Raw genomic sequence first — 19,113 nt, forward strand, 5'->3', positions numbered from 1 at the left:
TCCGGGTTTACAAGGCTTTGCCTGGCTTGGATTTTTTTGACGGGCGGTAGGCGTTTGTTTCAGCGCGCCGAACTGGGGCAGATTCGGTCTGGAAGTTCTTGCGCCGTTTGGCGCAAGAACGGGTCGCGGGGGTTACTGGGCTGCGGCTTTGATGCTGGCAAACATCTGCTTGCCAGCCTTGGCGGGGTCCGCGTCTTTATTGCTCATGAAGTTGCTGACCACATCAAACACCGCCCCTTGCACCGCCTGGGACGTGGACATGTTGAAGGCCATGCTCGGCTCCAGCGTGCCGGCGTTCTCGGCTTCGGCGAAGTCCTTGGCGGAAGCCTGGGCACAGCTGTCGAACTGGCTCATGTCCAGGCCCTTGATCACCGGGATGGAGCCTTTGTTCTGGTTGAACACCGTCTGGAACTGCGGCTCCAGGGCGATCTTGGCCAGGTCGTCGCGAGCCGCGTTGTTGCCCGGCGTATCATTTTTGCTGGACGGTTTGAACATGGCCAGTGAGTCGATGGTGTAGCTATAAATTCCTTGTGAGCCGGGGAAGGGCACGCATTCATAATCGGCCCCGGCTTTTTTACCCGCCGCGGTCCACTCACTCTTGGCCCAGTCCCCCATGATTTGCATGCCGGCCTGGCCATTGATGACTTTGGCGGTTTCCATGTTCCAGTCCTGGCCTGCGCCGTTGGGGTCCATGTAGGTCTTCAACTTGCGCAGCGCGACAAAGACTTCGGTCATTTTGGGGCCGGTGAAGGTGGCTTCGTCGTTATCGATAAAGGCTTTCTGGAAGCCATCGGCGCCCAGGATGCTGAGCACCAGGCCTTCAAATACGGTGGTGTCCTGCCAGGGTTGGCCGCCGTGGGCGATGGCGATGAAGCCGGCGGCCTTGAGTTTGTCGCCGGCGGCGTAGAGTTCTTCCAGGGTGGCCGGGGCTTTGGACACGCCGGCTTTCTTGAGCACTTCGGGGTTGATCCATAACCAGTTGATGCGGTGGATGTTGAGCGGCACGGCGACGTAGTGGCCGTCGAACTTCATCAGTTGCGCAATGCTTTCGGGCAGCAGGCTGTCCCAGTGATTGGCCTTGGCGACGTTGTCGACGCTGGTCAGCAGGCCCAGCTTGCCCCACTCCTGAATGTCCGGAGCTTTGATCTGCGCGGCAGAGGGCGGGTTGCCGGAGACGGCGCGGCTCTTGAGGACGGTCATGGCAGCAGCGCCACCGCCGCCGGCCACGGCACTGTTTTGCCAGATGAAGCCGTCTTTCTCGATCAGTTGTTGCAGCACCTGTACAGACTTGGCTTCCCCGCCCGAGGTCCAGTAGTGGACGACTTCAACAGTGCCTTTGCTGTCGGCTGCGTGAGCGGCGAACGTGCAAAGGCTGGCGAGGGAGAGGGCAACGGCAAGGCGATGGGGGATTTTCATGTGGGATAACCCTTTTTGTTGTTTTGGGGAGCGGTGCTTATTCCAGCCCCAGCCCTTTGCGGCCGAGGGTGTTCAGTTGCGGCGTCATGAAGCGGTCTTTCCACTCTTTCTCGTAGTCCTCCCGGGCGAAATCATCCGGTGAGGCCCCTTGCTCGAACGCCCTGAGCACATCCTTGGCGTACCGCAGGTTTTTCGGGCACATGGGCGCGGCGGGCACGTACATCACGTTGCCCCAGCCCTGTTGATTTTCGACGGGGGCGACGCTGTGGATTACGTCGCAGTGCCACCACACCGAATCGCCGGCCTGCACGTCCGGAATCGGGGTCATGCCCTGGACCAGCAGCGGGTGCCATTTCTCTGAAACTGGCAGCACCTTGCCCGGCGCAACGCCGCACAGCTCATCTTCGGGGACGTCGTCCAGCAGCGGGCGCAGCAGCATGTAGGCCATGGCCTTGGGGATCGGCAAGGTATGCAGCACGCCCTGGTCGGCCTGCATGTCGCACAGTGCGGTCCAGCCCTGGAAGGTGCGGAAGGCCGAGCATTTCACCGTGTCCTTGTAGGCGTATTCATCGACTTCGGTGCGATGGGCGGCGTCCCAGGGGTCGTAGGACTTGAAATCGTTGTGGTAGATCTTGTCGAACACCTTGAGGTAGGCGGGGTGCAGCCAGCGTTCCAGGGCGCCCGAGTCGGTGTGCGGGCCAAGCCCTTTGGAGCTGGTGCCCGGTGGGCGGCGGCGGACGCGGTCGGGGTATAGCGCATTGATGTCTGGGTCGAACCATTGCCGGCCTTGGGAATTGTAGGTCCACAGGCGATTCAGGAACGACTGCGCGGCGCCCATGCGCTCGTGTTGGCGCAGTTGCATCTGGGCGTCGGACCAATAGATCGGGAATATCTCCGGGCGCGAGGCTTCGAGGTTGCCGAAGAAATTGTCGGCCGGGCCGCGATACACCTCGTCGAAATGGTTGTGGTCGAGGTAGTCCAGCAGGCTCTTGTCCCACGCCAGCACTTGTTCCCTGGGGAAGTGGTTACGAATCACCAGGCAGCCCCTGCGCTTGATGAGTGCCCGTTGTGCTTCGGTGACCTGGCCGTTGGCGATGGTTTCAAAGTCGAGCTCGGGCCAGGCGGACTGCTGGGCCTTGATCGAGGCGATTTCAGTACTGATGAACTCGCTGACCTCGGCGAACAGCGCAGGCACGTCGCCGATCTGCGCGCGCAGGGCCTTTTTCATCGCGACGATGCTGCGCTTGTAGTCGTCCGGCAGCTCGGCACATTCGAAGGCGTGGTAGTTGCTCATGGGGTGACCTGTCTTGTTGTTGTGCATACAGGTATGGAATCACTCCGGCCCGCCTGGGCGGCAGCCTGATTTGGCGCGTTGAGAAGTACGATTGTGGCGTTTGTTTCGAGGCGTATAGAAGAATCGGCTTATTGAAAGTGATGCCCGTGTTGAAGACGAAACTGTGACGGCGTCATGCCCTTGTGCGCCTTGAACTGCCGGTTGAACAACGCCTGGGAGGCATAGCCGACCTGTTCGGAAATCGCGCTGACCGCCAGGTTGCCCTGCATCAATAAAGCGCAGGCATGTCCGATGCGTAGCCGGACGATGTAGTCCAGCGCCGTGCAGCGTGTGTGTTTGCGGAACATGCGATGGAAGGCTGAAACGCTGACGCAGGCCATTTGCGCCAGCTCGGGAATGCCGACAGGTTGTGCATAGTGGCCGTGCAGGTAGTCCAGAACGCGGCGGATGCGTGCGTCTTCAACGATGTGAGGGGCGGCGTTTTCCGTCGCGATGCGCTGCGCAGCGATATCCCGGGACAATGTGTTGAGCACGGTAAGCAACGAGATCAGTCGCTGGGAAGCGTCTTGCTCGACCATGGCTTCGATCACCGGGCGCAGCGCCCGGGACGTAGCATCACTGAAGCTCAGCGCCTGTCGCGCGGCAGCCAATAGCGCGCGCGTCGACCCCATCTCCGGAAACAGCTGCACCAGCGAGTCCGCCCAGGCCTCGGAAAACCAGATGACCAGGGCAATGTGCGGTTTGGTGGGGTCGATCAGCTCGGCGGAAGACCAGCTATGGGGCACGTTCGGCCCCACCAGCACCAGGTCGCCATCATCGTAGAGCGCCACATCGTTGCTGATATAGCGGTGCCCGCGGCTGTTGAGGGTGAGGGTCAGTTCGTATTCGGGATGGTGATGCCATTCAAACGGAATCGCCTCCGGTAGACGCCTGTTCAGCAGGGTCCAGGAGGTGTTCGCCTCGGTAGGGATTTTTTCGAAACTGGCTCGCATGAATGCATCCTGCCTTGCAGGTGAGGTGGCGGCGCCACAATCGTAGCATTCGATTCAAGCGGTAGGGGGTAAGCCGGTTCTTTGCCGCAAGAACGATTTCTTGCGGCGAATAAGATCAGGTTCAGTTCAAACTAACGAAGTTATTATCCGTTAGAGCAACCGTTACCCATGACCTGATATTGAAGAATATGACGCTGACCTTGTGAGTCTTCATATTCCATTTTTACCGGTACAACTTTGCATACATCCGGGACTTCACTCATGGACACTACTTTGGCGACGTCCAGATGGGTGCTGTAAGTATAATCCTCAACAATCGGGGTGCTCTGGCTGGCTACGTCAGTCGGGGCTTCGTCGGCCAGGGCGGCGGTGGCGCACAAGCTGCTAAGGGCCATAACTAATAACGCTTTCATTTGACTATTTACCTTTTGGCGGTCGAAAGGGGTCACGGGGCCCTTGTGAGGCCACGTGTGTAACTTGATTGGGAAGTTCGGATTAACGTTGCCTTCGTGGGGGCTGTTACGTTGTTAATCACAGTGCCTTGATGGCGAGGTTGATTTTAGGCGCCCGAGTTATATTCATATACCCGTGCTTTTGATAAACACTATTGGCGGTTTTTGTAACAATCCCGAAATGAAGGTTTTTTCAGAAACCTGCAAAGCGCCACAGGCCACGGGCCAGAGCGCCGCCGGGGGATAGGTGGGCAATTTGTAGGGGCTTGTTACTACCATCGTCGAATGGTTCTATAGGTCCGGCCCGGCTACAACAGGGTCATACAACAACAACTATGTCACCGAGGTAAGAAAGATGAGTGCGGCTTCTCTGTACCCCGTTCGCCCCGAAGTAGCAGCCAATACGCTGACCGATGAGGCGACCTACAAGGCCATGTACCAGCAGTCGGTGGTCAACCCCGACGGTTTCTGGCGCGAGCAAGCCAAGCGCCTGGACTGGATCAAGCCTTTCACCACGGTGAAGCAGACCTCCTTCGACGATCACCATGTCGACATCAAGTGGTTTGCCGACGGCACCCTCAACGTTTCCTACAACTGCCTGGACCGCCACCTCGCCGAGCGTGGCGACCAGCCGGCAATCATCTGGGAGGGCGACGACCCTGCCGAAAGCCGCACCATCACCTACCGCGAGCTGCATGAAGAAGTCTGCAAGTTCGCCAACGCCCTGCGCGGCCAGGATGTGCACCGCGGCGACGTGGTGACTATCTATATGCCGATGATTCCCGAAGCTGCGGTCGCCATGCTGGCCTGTGCCCGGATCGGTGCGATTCACTCGGTGGTGTTTGGCGGGTTCTCGCCAGAGGCCCTGGCCGGTCGGATCATCGACTGCAAATCCAAGGTGGTGATCACCGCCGATGAAGGCATTCGTGCCGGCAAGAAAATTTCCCTGAAGGCCAACGTCGACGACGCCCTGACCAACCCGGAAACCAGCAGCATCCAGAAAGTCATCGTGTGCAAGCGCACCGGCGGCAACATCAAGTGGAACCAGCATCGCGACATCTGGTACGAAGACCTGATGAAAGTGGCGGGCACTGTGTGTGCGCCGAAAGAGATGGGCGCCGAAGAAGCGCTGTTCATCCTTTACACCTCCGGCTCCACCGGCAAGCCGAAGGGCGTGCAGCACACTACCGGCGGCTACCTGTTGTACGCAGCCCTGACCCACGAGCGCGTGTTCGACTACCGCCCGGGCGAAATCTACTGGTGTACCGCCGACGTCGGCTGGGTCACCGGTCACACCTATATCGTTTACGGCCCGCTGGCTAATGGCGCGACCACGCTGATGTTCGAAGGCGTGCCGAACTATCCGGACATTACCCGGGTGGCGAAGATCGTCGACAAGCATAAGGTCAACATCCTCTACACCGCACCGACCGCGATCCGCGCCATGATGGCTTCCGGCACCGCTGCCTGCGAAGGCGCCGATGGCAGCAGCTTGCGCCTGCTGGGTTCGGTGGGTGAGCCGATTAACCCGGAAGCGTGGGACTGGTACTACAAGAACGTCGGCCAATCCCGTTGCCCGATCGTCGATACCTGGTGGCAGACCGAGACCGGCGGCAACATGATGAGCCCGCTGCCGGGCGCCCATGCACTGAAGCCGGGTTCGGCGGCACGTCCATTCTTTGGCGTGGTGCCGGCGCTGGTGGATAACCTGGGCAACCTGATTGAAGGTGTGGCCGAGGGTAACCTGGTGATTCTGGATTCGTGGCCGGGCCAGGCACGTACCCTGTACGGCGACCATGACCGGTTTGTGGACACCTACTTCAAGACCTTCCGTGGCATGTACTTCACCGGTGACGGTGCGCGTCGTGACGAAGATGGCTACTACTGGATCACCGGTCGGGTGGACGACGTGTTGAACGTGTCCGGCCACCGCATGGGCACCGCCGAGATTGAAAGCGCCATGGTCGCCCACCCGAAAGTCGCCGAAGCGGCAGTGGTGGGTGTGCCCCACGACATCAAGGGCCAGGGCATCTATGTGTATGTCACGCTGAAAAACGGCGAAGAGCCGAATGAAGCGCTGCGCCTGGAGCTGAAAAACTGGGTGCGTAAAGAGATCGGGCCGATTGCTTCACCGGATGTGATCCAGTGGGCGCCGGGCTTGCCGAAGACCCGTTCGGGGAAAATCATGCGCCGGATCCTGCGCAAGATTGCTACCGCTGAATACGACGGGTTGGGGGATATCTCCACCCTGGCGGATCCGAGTGTGGTGGCGCATCTGATCGAAACGCACAAGACCATGAACGTCGCGTAAGGCGGTTTGTGGGACAAAGCCCCATCCGGCGTAGGCCGGGTGGGGCTTTTTTGTGCGATCGGACAGGCGACCTATAACCCCTGTGGGGGCGGGCTTGCTCGCGAAGGCGGTGTATCAGTGGGTGATGTGCTGGCTGACACGCCGCCTTCGCGAGCAAGCCCGCTCCCACATTTTGATTGCATTCCAAAATTGGTCATTACAGTGGGGCGACTTACACGAGGCCAATAAATATCGGTGTTGCTCGTAGGAAGTTTCTGAATGTTACCGAACCCAGCAAATGTGTAACCTCATGCCCAAACATGAGGCAAAGTGCTACGCCGTTGCCCCGAAAACCCGCGTCTTAGACGCCCTGAAAAATTAGATCAAACGCTACACTTGCCGTGCTAGAAGGGTTTGCGAATAATAGGCCCGCAACTTGCAGCGTTAACAGGTTTAATATCTTTTGCCTCTGCATAAAATCAAGAGGCTGTCAATGTGCTGGAACCGCTTTCTCGGTGCTTCTGTAAATTGTTGTCGCATTGAGGAAATATCGGCTTCCGGCCTGTCGTTAGAATGCCGATCACTCGCTCGTCGTCGCCGATGCTGAACTGGCGCAGGACGCAGCACCGCTATTCGGTTTCACTCATTCGCATCGTGGGCCCTGGCTCATACTGCTGTTTTGCCCTATACCGATGGAGTCCCAAGATGAAGAAACTCGTGCTGTTGGGCGCCCTGGCGCTGTCCGTGCTGTCCATGCAGGCTTTCGCCGAAGGCAAGCCACTGAAGATTGGTATTGAAGCGGCTTACCCTCCGTTTGCCTCCAAGGCACCGGACGGCAGCATCGTCGGTTTTGACTACGACATCGGCAACGCCCTGTGTGAGCAGATGCAGGTCAAGTGCACGTGGGTCGAGCAGGAGTTCGACGGCCTGATCCCGGCGCTGAAAGTGCGCAAGATCGACGCCATCCTGTCCTCGATGTCCATCACCGAAGATCGCAAGAAGTCCGTGGACTTCACCAACCGCTACTACCTGACCCCGGCTCGCCTGGTGTTGAAGGAAGGCACTGCCGTCAGCGACAGCCTGGATGAATTGAAAGGCAAGAAAATCGGCGTGCAGCGCGGTTCGATCCACGACCGTTTCGCCAAGGAAGTGCTGGCTCCCAAAGGCGCCACCATTGTTCCTTACAGCTCGCAGAACGAAATCTACCTGGACGTAGAAGCCGGTCGCCTTGATGGCACCGTGGCCGACGCCACCCTGTTGCAGGAAGGCTTCCTCGACACGCCAGCCGGTAAAGGCTACGCGTTCACCGGCCCGGCCTTCACCGACGCCAAGTACTTCGGCGACGGCATCGGCATCGCGGTACGTAAAGGCGACAAGGAAAACCTGGACCGCATCAACGCTGCAATCGCCGCGATCCGTGCCAACGGCAAGTACAAGGCAATCCAGGACAAGTACTTCAACTTCGACATTTACGGCCCAGAAGCCAAGTAAACCGTCGCAGCTGTCTGTCCAGAATGGCGCAAGCACCAGGATCTCTGAAGTTTGCGCCATTTTTTCATCCCCCTTTTCGAGGACCTGAATCATGTTGAAAGGCTACGGGGCTGTCATCCTCGATGGCGCATGGTTGACGCTTCAGCTCGCCTTGTCGTCCATGGCCTTGGCCATTGTTCTGGGTCTGATCGGGGTCGCGTTGCGCCTCTCGCCGGTGCGCTGGTTGGCCTGGCTGGGCGACCTGTACTCCACGGTGATCCGCGGGATCCCCGACCTGGTGCTGATCCTGCTGATTTTCTACGGCGGTCAGGACCTGCTTAACCGCGTTGCGCCGTTGCTCGGCTACAACGACTACATTGACTTGAACCCCTTGGCCGCCGGTATCGGCACCCTGGGTTTCATCTTTGGCGCCTACCTTTCGGAAACCTTCCGTGGCGCCTTCATGGCCATTCCCAAGGGCCAGGCCGAAGCCGGCCTGGCGTATGGCATGAGCCCGTTCCAGGTGTTTTTCCGGGTGATGGTGCCGCAGATGATTCGGCTGGCGATCCCCGGGTTTACCAACAACTGGCTGGTACTGACCAAGGCCACCGCATTGATTTCGGTGGTGGGCCTGCAAGACATGATGTTCAAGGCCAAGCAGGCGGCAGACGCCACCCGCGAACCTTTTACCTTCTTCCTCGCAGTGGCGGCGATGTACCTGGTGATCACCAGCGTGTCGTTGCTGGCCCTGCGTCATCTTGAGAAGCGCTACTCGGTAGGCGTAAAGGCGGCTGATCTATGATCTTCGACTACAACGTCATCTGGGAGGCCATGCCGCTGTACCTCGGCGGCTTGCTGACCACCCTGAAACTGCTGGCCATTTCGCTGTTCTTCGGTTTGCTCGCGGCCTTGCCCCTGGGCCTGATGCGCGTGTCCAAGCAGCCGATCGTCAACGGCGTTGCCTGGCTCTACACCTACGTGATTCGCGGCACGCCGATGCTGGTGCAGTTGTTCTTGATCTACTACGGCCTGGCCCAGTTTGAAGCGGTGCGCGAAAGCTTCCTGTGGCCACTGCTGTCCAGCGCCACCTTCTGTGCGTGCCTGGCGTTTGCCGTGAACACCAGCGCCTACACCGCTGAAATCATCGCGGGGAGCCTCAAGGCCACGCCCCATGGTGAGATCGAAGCGGCCAAGGCCATGGGCATGTCGCGCTACAAACTGTATCGCCGGATCCTGCTGCCATCGGCCCTGCGCCGGGCGCTGCCGCAATACAGCAACGAAGTGATTATGATGCTCCAGACCACGAGCCTGGCCTCCATCGTCACCTTGATCGACATCACCGGTGCCGCGCGCACGGTGAACGCCCAGTACTACTTGCCGTTCGAAGCCTATATCACGGCGGGTGCGTTCTACCTGTGCCTGACCTTCATCCTGGTGCGCCTGTTCAAGTTGGCCGAAGGCCGCTGGCTGAGCTACCTGGCTCCACGGAAGCATTGATATGGAACGTATCGATCACCTGTTGCCCTGGGGTCACCTGGGCTGCGAACGCCAGCTGACGGTGTTCCGATTCGGCAGCGGCGAGCGCAAGGCCTATATCCAGGCCAGCCTGCACGCCGATGAATTGCCCGGCATGCGCGCCGCCTGGGAGCTGAAAAAGCGCCTGACGGAACTGGAGCAGCAAGGCGCCCTCAACGGCGTGATCGAGCTGGTCCCGGTCGCTAACCCGATGGGCCTGGGACAGTTGCTGCAAGGCAGCCACCAGGGCCGCTTCGAGGTCGGCAGCGGCAAGAATTTCAACCGTGATTTCGTTGAGTTGAGCGAGCCGGTTACCGAGTTGCTCAACGGTAAGCTGGGGGATGATCCCCATGCCAATGTGCGCTTGATCCGCCAGGCCATGAGCGACGCGCTGAACGCCTTGCCGGAGCCGAGCAGCCAACTGCAAGGCATGCAGCGGGTGTTGCTGAGCCATGCCTGCACCGCCGACGTGGTCCTCGACCTGCATTGCGATGCCGAGGCCGCGTTGCACATGTACGCGCTGCCGCAGCACTGGCCGCAGTGGCGTTCGCTGTCGGCGCATCTGAATGTGAAGGTCGGCCTGCTGGCGGAAGATTCCGGCGGCAGTTCGTTTGACGAAGCCTGTTCGCTGCCGTGGCTGCGGCTGTCTCGGGCGTTCCCCGAGGCGCAGATTCCCCTGGCGTGCCTGGCGACGACCTTGGAGTTGGGCGGCCAGGCCGATACCGGTCGTGACGAGGCGATTTTCCACGCCGAAGGCATCCTGGCGTTCCTCGCCGAGCAAGGCCTGATCCGTGGTGAATGGCCCGCGCCGCCCTACGAAGCCTGCGAAGGCCTGCCCTTTGAAGGCACCGAGTTGTTGTTCGCGCCCCACGCCGGCGTGATCAGCTACTTGCGTAAAGCCGGTGACGTAGTCGAAGCCGGCGACCCGATATTTGAAGTGATCGATCCCTTGTCCGACCGCGTGAGCATTATTTGTGCGGGTACGTCTGGGGTGTTGTTTGCCGTTGAACGGCTACGTTATGCCCAAGCGGGTTTCTGGCTGGCCAAGGTGGCGGGGCGCGAAGCGCTGCGGCACGGGCGCTTGCTCAACGACTGACCAACTGTTTTTGTGAGAACCGACCGCATGTACAAACTTGAAGTCCAAGACCTGCATAAACGCTATGGCAGTCATGAAGTGCTCAAAGGTGTGTCCCTGGCCGCCGCGGCCGGTGATGTGATCAGCATCATCGGGTCCAGTGGCTCGGGCAAAAGTACCTTTTTGCGCTGCATCAACCTGCTGGAGCAACCCCACGCCGGCAAGATTCTGCTCAATAACGAAGAGCTGAAACTGGTGGCCAACAAAGACGGCGCCATGAAGGCTGCAGACCCGAAACAGCTGCAACGCATGCGTTCGCGACTGTCGATGGTGTTCCAGCACTTCAACCTGTGGTCCCACATGACCGCGCTGGAAAACGTCATGGAAGCGCCAGTGCACGTGCTGGGCATGTCGAAAAAAGACGCCCGGGAAAAGGCCGAGCACTACCTGGCTAAAGTCGGTGTGGGCCATCGTAAGGATGCGTTCCCTGGCCACATGTCCGGCGGTGAACAGCAACGCGTGGCGATTGCCCGGGCCCTGGCGATGGAGCCTGAGGTGATGCTGTTCGACGAACCCACCTCGGCCCTCGACCCGGAGCTGGTGGGCGAAGTGCTCAAGGTAATGCAGGACTTGGCCCAGGAAGGCCGGACCATGGTGGTGGTGACCCACGAAATGGGCTTTGCCCGTGAAGTCTCCAACCAGCTGGTGTTCCTGCACAAAGGCATCGTTGAAGAACGTGGCAACCCGCGCGAAGTGCTGGTAAACCCACAGTCCGAGCGTTTGCAGCAGTTTCTTTCCGGCAGCTTGAAGTAAACAGAACTGCTTTTATGCACTGAATTAGTGCAAGCTTCACAGCTTTAAGGCTGGCCCCGATCCCCTGTGGGAGCTGGCTTGCCTGCGATAGCGGTGGGTCAGTTTGCCTCTCTGGCACAGACACGCCGCCATCGCAGGCGAGCCAGCTCCCACATTAGATCTCCATATGGTTTGAGATTTGTGTTGGTTTACGGGCTAGCATTGGCCTTTGTCTTCATTACTGTTACTCGCTTCGGATAGCACTCCATGACTGCCCATCGAATTGGTTTCCTGATTTGGCCCAGCACTAAAGCACTGACGCTTGCGCTGGCTGAGGAGGCCTTGCGCGTTGCTCAGCGGGTGCATCCGGACGTGGTGTACGAACTCTCGTTTTTGCAGGCCGAACCGCCAATCGACGGGGCCTGGCAACTGCCGGGTGAACCCTGGGCCGGCAAGCTGGAAGGCTTTCAAAAGCTGTTCCTGCTGGCGGATGAACCACCGACCGTCATCGCCTCCCAGCTCAGCACCGCCCTCAAGCAACTGGTGCGCGCCGGCTGCGTTATCGGCGGTCTGTCGGCCGGTGTGTATCCGTTGGCCCAACTCGGTCTGCTCGACGGCTATCGCGCCGCCGTGCACTGGCGCTGGCAGGATGATTTCGCCGAGCGTTTCCCCAAGGTTATCGCCACCAGCCACCTGTTCGACTGGGACCGTGACCGCCTGACCGCCTGCGGTGGCATGTCGGTACTCGACCTGCTGCTGGCGGTGCTGGCCCGTGACCACGGCGCCGAACTGGCCGGCGCCGTCTCGGAAGAACTGGTGGTAGAGCGCATCCGCGAAGGCGGCGAGCGCCAGCGCATCCCGCTGCAAAACCGCCTGGGCTCCAGCCATCCAAAGCTGACCCAGGCCGTGTTGCTGATGGAAGCCAACATTGAAGAACCGCTGACCACCGACGAAATCGCCCAGCATGTGTGCGTATCCCGACGACAGCTCGAGCGGATCTTCAAGCAATACCTCAATCGCGTCCCCAGCCAGTACTACCTGGAACTGCGCCTGAACAAGGCCCGCCAGATGCTCATGCAAACCAGCAAGTCGATCATCCAGATCGGCCTGTCCTGCGGCTTCTCCTCGGGGCCGCACTTCTCCAGCGCCTACCGCAACTTCTTCGGCGCCACCCCTCGTGAAGACCGCAACCAGCGCCGCAGCAGCAGCCCGTTCGAATTGTCGTCGGTGCCGTCCGAGCGCGGCTAGGCATCAGTGCTCGGCCGGCATCTCCAGGCGATGGCGCTGTGCATAACGTCGCAGGATGATTCGGCTCGGCCTGGACAGCGGGTTACCGTCCCAGAGCATCGCGTTGAAGTTGTGTGGGGGCACTTCCAGGATGCTGCGGTCGATATGTTGTATCGCGTTATGGCTCAGGTCGGCGCTGTTTATCCGCCGTAGTGAAAACAGTCCCGGCGGTACCTGGCTGATGCCGGTGTGTTCCAGGTCCAGCAGCACCAGTTGCTGCAGGTTACCCAGCCTTGGTGGCATGCCCAGCGGGTTGTGGCTCAAGTCCAGGTTGATCAGGGTATGCACATCCGCCAGTTGGTTGGTCGTTGCGGGTGTCAGCCGGATGCTGCAGCTCTGCAACATCAGCTCTTCCAACCGTGGCATGCGGAATACGGTTTGCGGGATGCTGTGCAACTGGTAGCGGTGAATGGTCAGGCTCCTGAGCTTGGGGAAACTCGCAAGAAGGCTGTCGATGCCTCCCGTGGCGGCTTGCTCACCAAACAGCGACAGTAGTGTCACGTGGTCGAAATTGGCCGTCACTGCCGGGAAATCCCCCAATAGCGTGGCGTGGTAGCGCAACTCGTGAGTGATCGCAGAACCCTCGTCGAGCTCATCAATCGCGGTTTCCCGACGCCAGCAACCTTCCAGCAGCTCCTTGAAGGCCAGTCGCTTGACTTGCTCCTGGGCGCGTACCTGCGTAGTCAGTTCGGTGCCCAGTGTCGGGTGGTGGGTGGGCACGTTGATATGCCATTCATGCAGGTCGTTCGTCAGCTTTTCGTATTCGGCTTCCATGCGGGTCAGTTCCAGTCGGCCTGTTTCCAGGGTGCCCGGCATGCCGAAGATGAACAGATTGCATTCGTGGTTGGTGAAGGTGGGGTAGAGCGCTTTGAGGCGGCTGATGTCGGCGGGCGGCGCTGTGGTTTCCCAGCGTTCCCCGGTGCGCTGGAAGTGCCTTTTGATCCGCTCGATGACGGGGTCCGGGAAGGGATTGTTCTCCAGGTCTATCCCGTCACTGACCGTCTCCGGCAGTTGAAACAGTGCATCCGGCAGGGCGGTGATGCGGTTGTTATTGAGGATCGCGCTTTCAAGCTCGGGGCGTGAGAGCAATCCGGCCGGGACTTGATCAATCCCGGTGGAGGACAGGTCCAGGTACCTGAGCTCGGGCATGGCTTCGACACTGGGTACGTGTCCTAACGGATTATTGAACAGGTCCAGGGATTCGAGGCGTGACATCGACGACAGCGCCGCCAGGCTCTGCTCGGTCAATTGAATACCGCAACTGTCGAGTACCAGGCTGGTGAGGTTGGGCATTGTTTCCAGCCCCACGGGCAGCGCGCCCAGCGGCATGTTCTTGAGCTCCAGGATTCGCAGGCGAGGAAAGTGTTGAATAAACGCCTGTGCGCCCGAAGTGCTGCTATCTCCCATCAAGCCGAGCGTTGTCACGTGTTCGAAGTTGGCGCTCAGTACGGGAAGTCGGCCCATGATGGGCTCTTCGTACACCAGGTTGTAGCCGAGTGCATCATCATCCTCTTCATTTATGGCCGGCCCGGTTTCCCTGCGCCAGCACCGTCTGATTTCTTCGGCCAGCGTTGCGCGTTTTTCCTGTTCATACGCGTAGGTATCCGGAGCAAGGGGGACTTGAGTCTGGGGATGGAGAGCCGGCGTCTCACCGTGCCAGGCGGTCAGCTGCGCGTTGAGTTGGGCGTATTCGGCCTGCAATTGCACCAGTTGTGGCAACGCGCCGCCCGGCAGCCGATTGAGCTGTTGAAGCAAGACGCGGTTTTGCATCGGGCTCTGGCTGGGGTAAAGCGCTTGCAGGCGCTGAATCAGTGTAAGCGGCGCGCCGGGTGCCGGCATTGGTTCGGGTGGGATGGCGTAGCCGTTCATGCCACCCAACAGCTTCGGACGTTTGCCGGTGGCGGGCGGCCTGACGGGCTGGCGCTCGAGTAGCGGGAGCAGCCGGTCGCGGGGCAGGGCCACGTTGGCAATGGCCTGGCACAGTTGCGGGCCTTGCTGGATATGCAGGTTCAAAGCATTGCGCTCGCTGTCGGGCAGCGCCTGGAGCAGCGCGCTGTACAGGTCGCTTTTTCCAAGCAGGTGCAGGCCTTCATTGTCATAGGCCTGGTACCGGCCCTCTTCGTGTACCAGCACTTTGCGTTGCGGCGCGGCAGCTTGCCCGATGCTGTCGCGCAGGGGGCCATCACCGTGTGTTCTCGCACTTCCAGGCGCACGGTGCCCGACCAGCCAGGCAGTTCCGGCAGTGAGTGCAGGGCCAGTGTGTGGGTGTCCAGGTTGGTGGGCGATTTCAGGTACAGGCCTTCATAGGCGCGGTTCAAGCGGGTTTCCTGGCGCGCCCAGCGTGCCAGTTGGTCCATGCGTGTGGAGACGCTGCTGTTGCGCAGTGCTGCGCGCTCCAGGTCACTGGCCTGTGCCAGCAAGACCTCGGCCGCCGAGGCCGGAAGCCCGGGGTAGCGGTCCATCAATTGTTGAGCGCCTCCGTGCTCGGGTTGGTTCAGGCCTTTGTAGCGCGATTCGAACAGGCTGGAGGCTTTCGCCTCGGCGGCCTGCGCGATCTTTTTGCGCAATGCGCGAGTCTGTACCTCAAGCGCATCGGACGGTTCACCAAACGCTTGCCCCAGCAGTGTCTTGATCTCGTCTGCGTCGAGCGCCAACAGCACGGTTTTCAACAGATCCCCGTTGTTGAGTTGCGCCTGGTTGATCCGCACCTTCGCAGCGCCGTCGCGGGGTGCGTATTGCCAGAGCACCTGGCCCGAGGCATCCACCACTTGCAGGGCCTTGGTTTCAGGCCAGATATGGGTTTCGCACAGCAGTTGCAATTGTGTCAGGGGCGCGGCGTTGCGAAACACCGTCGGGTCGTCACTGTTCATTTGCTGGATGAAGGTCGAAATGTCTTGCTCGATCTTGAAGCGCTTGAGCGTGTCCTCCAGCAGCGCGGGCATCGGTTCACGCTGGACATGCATTTGGCGAAGCACGTTCTCGGGGGTGTTGCTCACGCTGCGAATCTGTTCCAGCGTCTGTGGGCTGAAGCTGTTCGCCATGTGTCCCAGCCGGCGCAGCAGGGTTGGCCTGTCCCAATACAGCGGTTGATCCAGCTCGGTTTGCCAGGCGCCCCTGCGGTTGTGCCAGGCCTTGGGCTGATAGGCTTCTGGGCGATCCGGGTGCAGCAGCGAGAAATCCTCGCCGGCCGGCGCTTTGTTCAGCACATAGGCGGTGCCGTCCAGGCTGATCACTGCCTGGTCCAGGTGTTGATGAATACCCCGCCCGTCAGGGGGGGAGTCTTTGGGTAGCGGGATTTTGCGGGCATAGGGTTTGAGATCGGGCTTCCAATACAGCGTTTTGCCGTTCGGCGCCTGGACCGGCTTGAAGCTGTCGATAAAGGCCACCGTCCGTTGCGGCAGCAATGCGCGAAACTCGCCGGCGACAACGGCCCCGCCCGCTCCGAAGGTGCCCAGTTGCACCAGGGCTTCGACCATGCCCATCAAGTGCTCGAAGGCGTCGGTGGTTTGCCCTTCGGCCCAGTCGACGATGCCTTCGAAGGTCTCATCCAGCAGTTGATAGGCCATGTAGGCCAGCATGGCCTCGCCCAATACCGGCACGAACGGCGCGATCACCAGTGCAGCGATGTTGAGCAGCGAGGTGGCGATTTGCTGGAATGAGTCCCACAGGGCCCAGCGGGCTTTCTGATCGACATCGGCAGTGGACACAGCAATGACTTTGGCGTCATTGAGGATCTTGTTGAGTTTTTGCTGATAGAGATGAGTCAGCAAATCGCCGGGAATGACCGGTGCACTCAATTGCAGGTTGGGGCGCTGGTGCGGGGTTTCACGCCAGGTGGGTTGCGGGTCGGTGGAGCTGTGCGGATGCCAGGTGATCTGCCCCAGGCGGTTGTTGAGGTTGGCGAAGAAAAAGCCACGGTCTTGATGGGCGACAAAGCGACTGAAGAACCGTTGATAGCTGGCGTCGCGCAGTTGCCGGGTCAGTTCAGCGGTGAACGCGGCGGTCGAGGTGTATTGCTTGATGGGGTGTTCCGGGTCGTCCGGAATATAGGCCACCACGGGCACTGCACCGTGCTCGCGCTCCAGGTCCGGGGCGAACAGCACGATCCCGGTCAGCCGGGCAGACATCATGCGCAATTCATGGCAGCGCACGGGCTTGCCCGCCAGGCGCATCCCCGGTTTGCCCTCCAGCATGCCTTGCAGGGCTTGATGGGAGAGGGTGTCCAGGTCGCCTTTCATAGGGGCCAGTTGCAGGGCAACCTCCAGCGCCGCACGTTCACTGGCCTTGACCTCGCGTTGCAGCATCGTCGCGACCACGGCGTTGGTGATGCCCAGGTTCTCCTCCAGATAGGCGGTGTACCGGGCACCGAGATCCAGGTTTCTGCACAGTTGGGTAAACGCCGGGATCGACAGGCTGCGCTGGATCTCGGGTAACGGTTGGAAGTGGCCGAGTGCATCGGGTTGAGTAATGAATTCGCTGGCAGCCTCGAAGGCGTCAGGCTGGGTTTCGCGGGTTTCGAAGTTGTGCAGTGCGGCGTCCAGCAGCGAGACGGTCCAGGTTCGTGCAGCGCCGGTTTTGACGGGGAACCAGGGAATGGTGGCGGGAATGTACAGTCGCAAGCAGGTTGTGCGGACGTCCAGCGTCAGTCCAAAGCGGGTTTTCAGGGCATCCGCCAGCAGGGGCGCAGCGAAAGCGCCGGCGTCTTGCAACTGCGCCAGGCGTTGGTCAACCAGGTTTTGCGCGGTCCAGTGGCTGGCGTTGCGCAGGCGCAATTGGCGGTGCTGCTCGCCGGTGGCGGTTTTGTGCCACGCCAAAGGCTTGGGCCGGGCGCTCTTGAGCTGGGCGCGTCGGTCGGCCGAAGCGCTGGTTAGCCAGTCGGGAACGGCCTGGGCCAGAGGTTGATAATGAACATCGGGGTGTTGCGGAAAGTGTTGCTCGTCTATTTCAGGCATGGCGCTGTTCCTGTGCGCGGATGAGATCAACAGCAGACCAAAACAGCAATCGGCGACGGCATTAGATAGTTGTGCCTCACCGACCGCCCAAAACCGGCCCGGGCGGTTTAAACTGCGCCATTGCGATGCTATTTGTCGCATTGGCGTAAACCCGCGAAAATCGCGGGTTGGCGCTATAAGAAGTTGTCGCTTGGCGGCAAGGCCGCGCTGAAAACTGTCCTTACAATCCCTGCATCGCCCGCCAGTTTCAGGCAGGCGTTCCTCTTCAGGAGACTCCGATGTCCGTTGAGCAAGCCCCGGTGCAACGTGCCGATTTCGACCAGGTCATGGTTCCCAACTACGCACCTGCCGCTTTCATCCCCGTGCGTGGCGCAGGTTCCCGCGTATGGGACCAGGCGGGCCGAGAGCTGATCGACTTTGCCGGCGGCATCGCGGTCAACGTATTGGGCCACGCCCACCCGGCGCTGGTCGGTGCACTGACCGAACAGGCCAACAAGCTGTGGCACGTGTCCAACGTCTTCACCAATGAGCCGGCCCTGCGCCTGGCCCATAAGCTGATCGACGCCACATTTGCCGAGCGTGTGTTCTTCTGCAACTCCGGCGCCGAAGCCAACGAGGCCGCCTTCAAGCTGGCCCGTCGCGTCGCGTTCGACCGCTTCGGCACCGAGAAATACGAAATCATCGCAGCCCTGAACAGCTTCCACGGTCGCACCCTGTTCACCGTGAACGTGGGTGGCCAGTCGAAGTATTCCGACGGCTTCGGTCCGAAAATCGTCGGCATCACCCACGTGCCTTATAACGATCTGGAGGCGCTGAAAGCCGCCGTTTCGGACAAGACCTGCGCCGTGGTGCTGGAGCCGATCCAGGGCGAAGGCGGCGTGCTGCCGGCAGAACTGTCGTACCTGCAAGGTGCCCGCGACCTGTGCGACGCGAACAACGCGCTGCTGGTGTTCGACGAAGTGCAAACCGGCATGGGCCGCAGCGGCGAGCTGTTCGCCTATCAGCATTACGGCGTCGTGCCGGACATCCTCACCAGCGCCAAGAGCCTGGGCGGCGGTTTCCCGATTGCCGCCATGCTGACCACGGAGGCCCTGGCCAAGCACCTGGTGGTCGGCACCCACGGCACCACCTACGGCGGCAACCCGCTGGCGTGCGCGGTGGCGGAAGCGGTGATCGACGTGATCAACACGCCAGAAGTGCTGGCTGGCGTTAACGCCAAGCACGACGTGTTCGTTTCCCGTCTGGAGAAGATTGGCCAGCAATACGGCATCTTCACCGAAGTGCGTGGCCTGGGCCTGCTGCTCGGTTGCGTGCTGAGCGATGCCTGGAAAGGCAAGGCCAAGGACATCTTCAACGCCGCCGAGCGCGAAGGCCTGATGATCCTGCAAGCCGGCCCGGATGTCGTGCGTTTCGCCCCGAGCCTGGTGGTGGAAGATGCCGATATCCAGGAAGGCCTGGACCGCTTCGAACGTGCTGTGAAAAAGCTGACGCAAGCCTGATAGACCGTTGGGTGCCCGACGAGTCGGGCGCCCAACACAAATTTTGTATGCCGGACTCTTTAGTTGAAGCTGTGAAGAT

General features: G+C 60.5%; 13 protein-coding genes. 8 read left to right on the forward strand and 5 right to left on the reverse strand.

Annotated features, from left to right (window positions below; all coding sequences use genetic code 11):
* Nucleotides 1-132 precede the first annotated feature (132 nt).
* The 4 genes from ACUN0G_RS20915 to ACUN0G_RS20930 form a co-directional block, all read right to left on the reverse strand.
* Nucleotides 133-1,416: an ABC transporter substrate-binding protein gene (locus ACUN0G_RS20915; protein ID WP_445574177.1), complete on the reverse strand. Its 1,284-nt coding sequence runs from the start codon at nucleotides 1,414-1,416 to the stop codon at nucleotides 133-135.
* A 37-nt stretch (nucleotides 1,417-1,453) separates the two neighbouring features.
* A complete protein-coding gene (locus ACUN0G_RS20920; RefSeq protein WP_445574178.1) occupies nucleotides 1,454-2,710 on the reverse strand; it encodes a DUF1479 domain-containing protein in 1,257 nt (418 codons plus the stop codon).
* Between the two features lie 128 nt (nucleotides 2,711-2,838).
* A complete protein-coding gene (locus ACUN0G_RS20925; RefSeq protein WP_445574179.1) occupies nucleotides 2,839-3,702 on the reverse strand; it encodes a helix-turn-helix domain-containing protein in 864 nt (287 codons plus the stop codon).
* 143 nt (nucleotides 3,703-3,845) lie between these two features.
* Nucleotides 3,846-4,115, reverse strand: coding sequence for a DUF2790 domain-containing protein (locus tag ACUN0G_RS20930; RefSeq protein WP_008435250.1), 270 nt, complete (start codon nucleotides 4,113-4,115; stop codon nucleotides 3,846-3,848).
* A 394-nt stretch (nucleotides 4,116-4,509) separates the two neighbouring features.
* On the opposite strand from ACUN0G_RS20930, the gene acs reads away from it, so the two are divergent.
* From acs to ACUN0G_RS20965, 7 genes are all read left to right on the forward strand, one after another.
* Complete coding sequence (gene acs / locus ACUN0G_RS20935) at nucleotides 4,510-6,465, forward strand: acetate--CoA ligase (protein ID WP_003214346.1); 1,956 nt, start codon at nucleotides 4,510-4,512, stop codon at nucleotides 6,463-6,465.
* Between the two features lie 684 nt (nucleotides 6,466-7,149).
* Nucleotides 7,150-7,935 carry an ABC transporter substrate-binding protein gene (locus tag ACUN0G_RS20940; RefSeq protein WP_017475899.1) on the forward strand — a complete coding sequence of 262 codons (786 nt, stop codon included), beginning with the start codon at nucleotides 7,150-7,152 and terminating at the stop codon, nucleotides 7,933-7,935.
* A 91-nt stretch (nucleotides 7,936-8,026) separates the two neighbouring features.
* Nucleotides 8,027-8,716, forward strand: coding sequence for an ABC transporter permease (locus ACUN0G_RS20945; RefSeq protein ID WP_003214341.1), 690 nt, complete (start codon nucleotides 8,027-8,029; stop codon nucleotides 8,714-8,716).
* Nucleotides 8,713-9,411, forward strand: coding sequence for an ABC transporter permease (locus tag ACUN0G_RS20950; RefSeq protein ID WP_010165618.1), 699 nt, complete (start codon nucleotides 8,713-8,715; stop codon nucleotides 9,409-9,411). Before ACUN0G_RS20945 ends, ACUN0G_RS20950 begins: the two co-directional genes overlap by 4 nt.
* 1 nt (nucleotide 9,412) lies before the next feature.
* A complete protein-coding gene (locus tag ACUN0G_RS20955) occupies nucleotides 9,413-10,525 on the forward strand; it encodes a succinylglutamate desuccinylase/aspartoacylase family protein (protein ID WP_445574180.1) in 1,113 nt (370 codons plus the stop codon).
* A 27-nt stretch (nucleotides 10,526-10,552) separates the two neighbouring features.
* Complete coding sequence (locus tag ACUN0G_RS20960) at nucleotides 10,553-11,317, forward strand: ABC transporter ATP-binding protein (RefSeq protein WP_003214336.1); 765 nt, start codon at nucleotides 10,553-10,555, stop codon at nucleotides 11,315-11,317.
* 246 nt (nucleotides 11,318-11,563) lie between these two features.
* On the forward strand, nucleotides 11,564-12,544 hold the full coding sequence (locus tag ACUN0G_RS20965; RefSeq protein ID WP_003214334.1) for a GlxA family transcriptional regulator: 981 nt from the start codon (nucleotides 11,564-11,566) through the stop codon (nucleotides 12,542-12,544).
* Between the two features lie 2,048 nt (nucleotides 12,545-14,592).
* Here ACUN0G_RS20965 and ACUN0G_RS20970 read toward each other — a convergent pair.
* A complete protein-coding gene (locus ACUN0G_RS20970) occupies nucleotides 14,593-17,535 on the reverse strand; it encodes a dermonecrotic toxin domain-containing protein (protein ID WP_445574181.1) in 2,943 nt (980 codons plus the stop codon).
* Nucleotides 17,536-17,813: 278 nt separating this feature from the next.
* Here ACUN0G_RS20970 and ACUN0G_RS20975 point away from each other — a divergent pair, with 278 nt between their 5' ends.
* Nucleotides 17,814-19,034, forward strand: a complete 1,221-nt coding sequence (locus ACUN0G_RS20975; protein ID WP_445574182.1) for an aspartate aminotransferase family protein — start codon at nucleotides 17,814-17,816, stop codon at nucleotides 19,032-19,034.
* Nucleotides 19,035-19,113 lie beyond the last annotated feature (79 nt).

The sequence above is a fragment of the Pseudomonas sp. 32A genome (assembly GCF_052682255.1).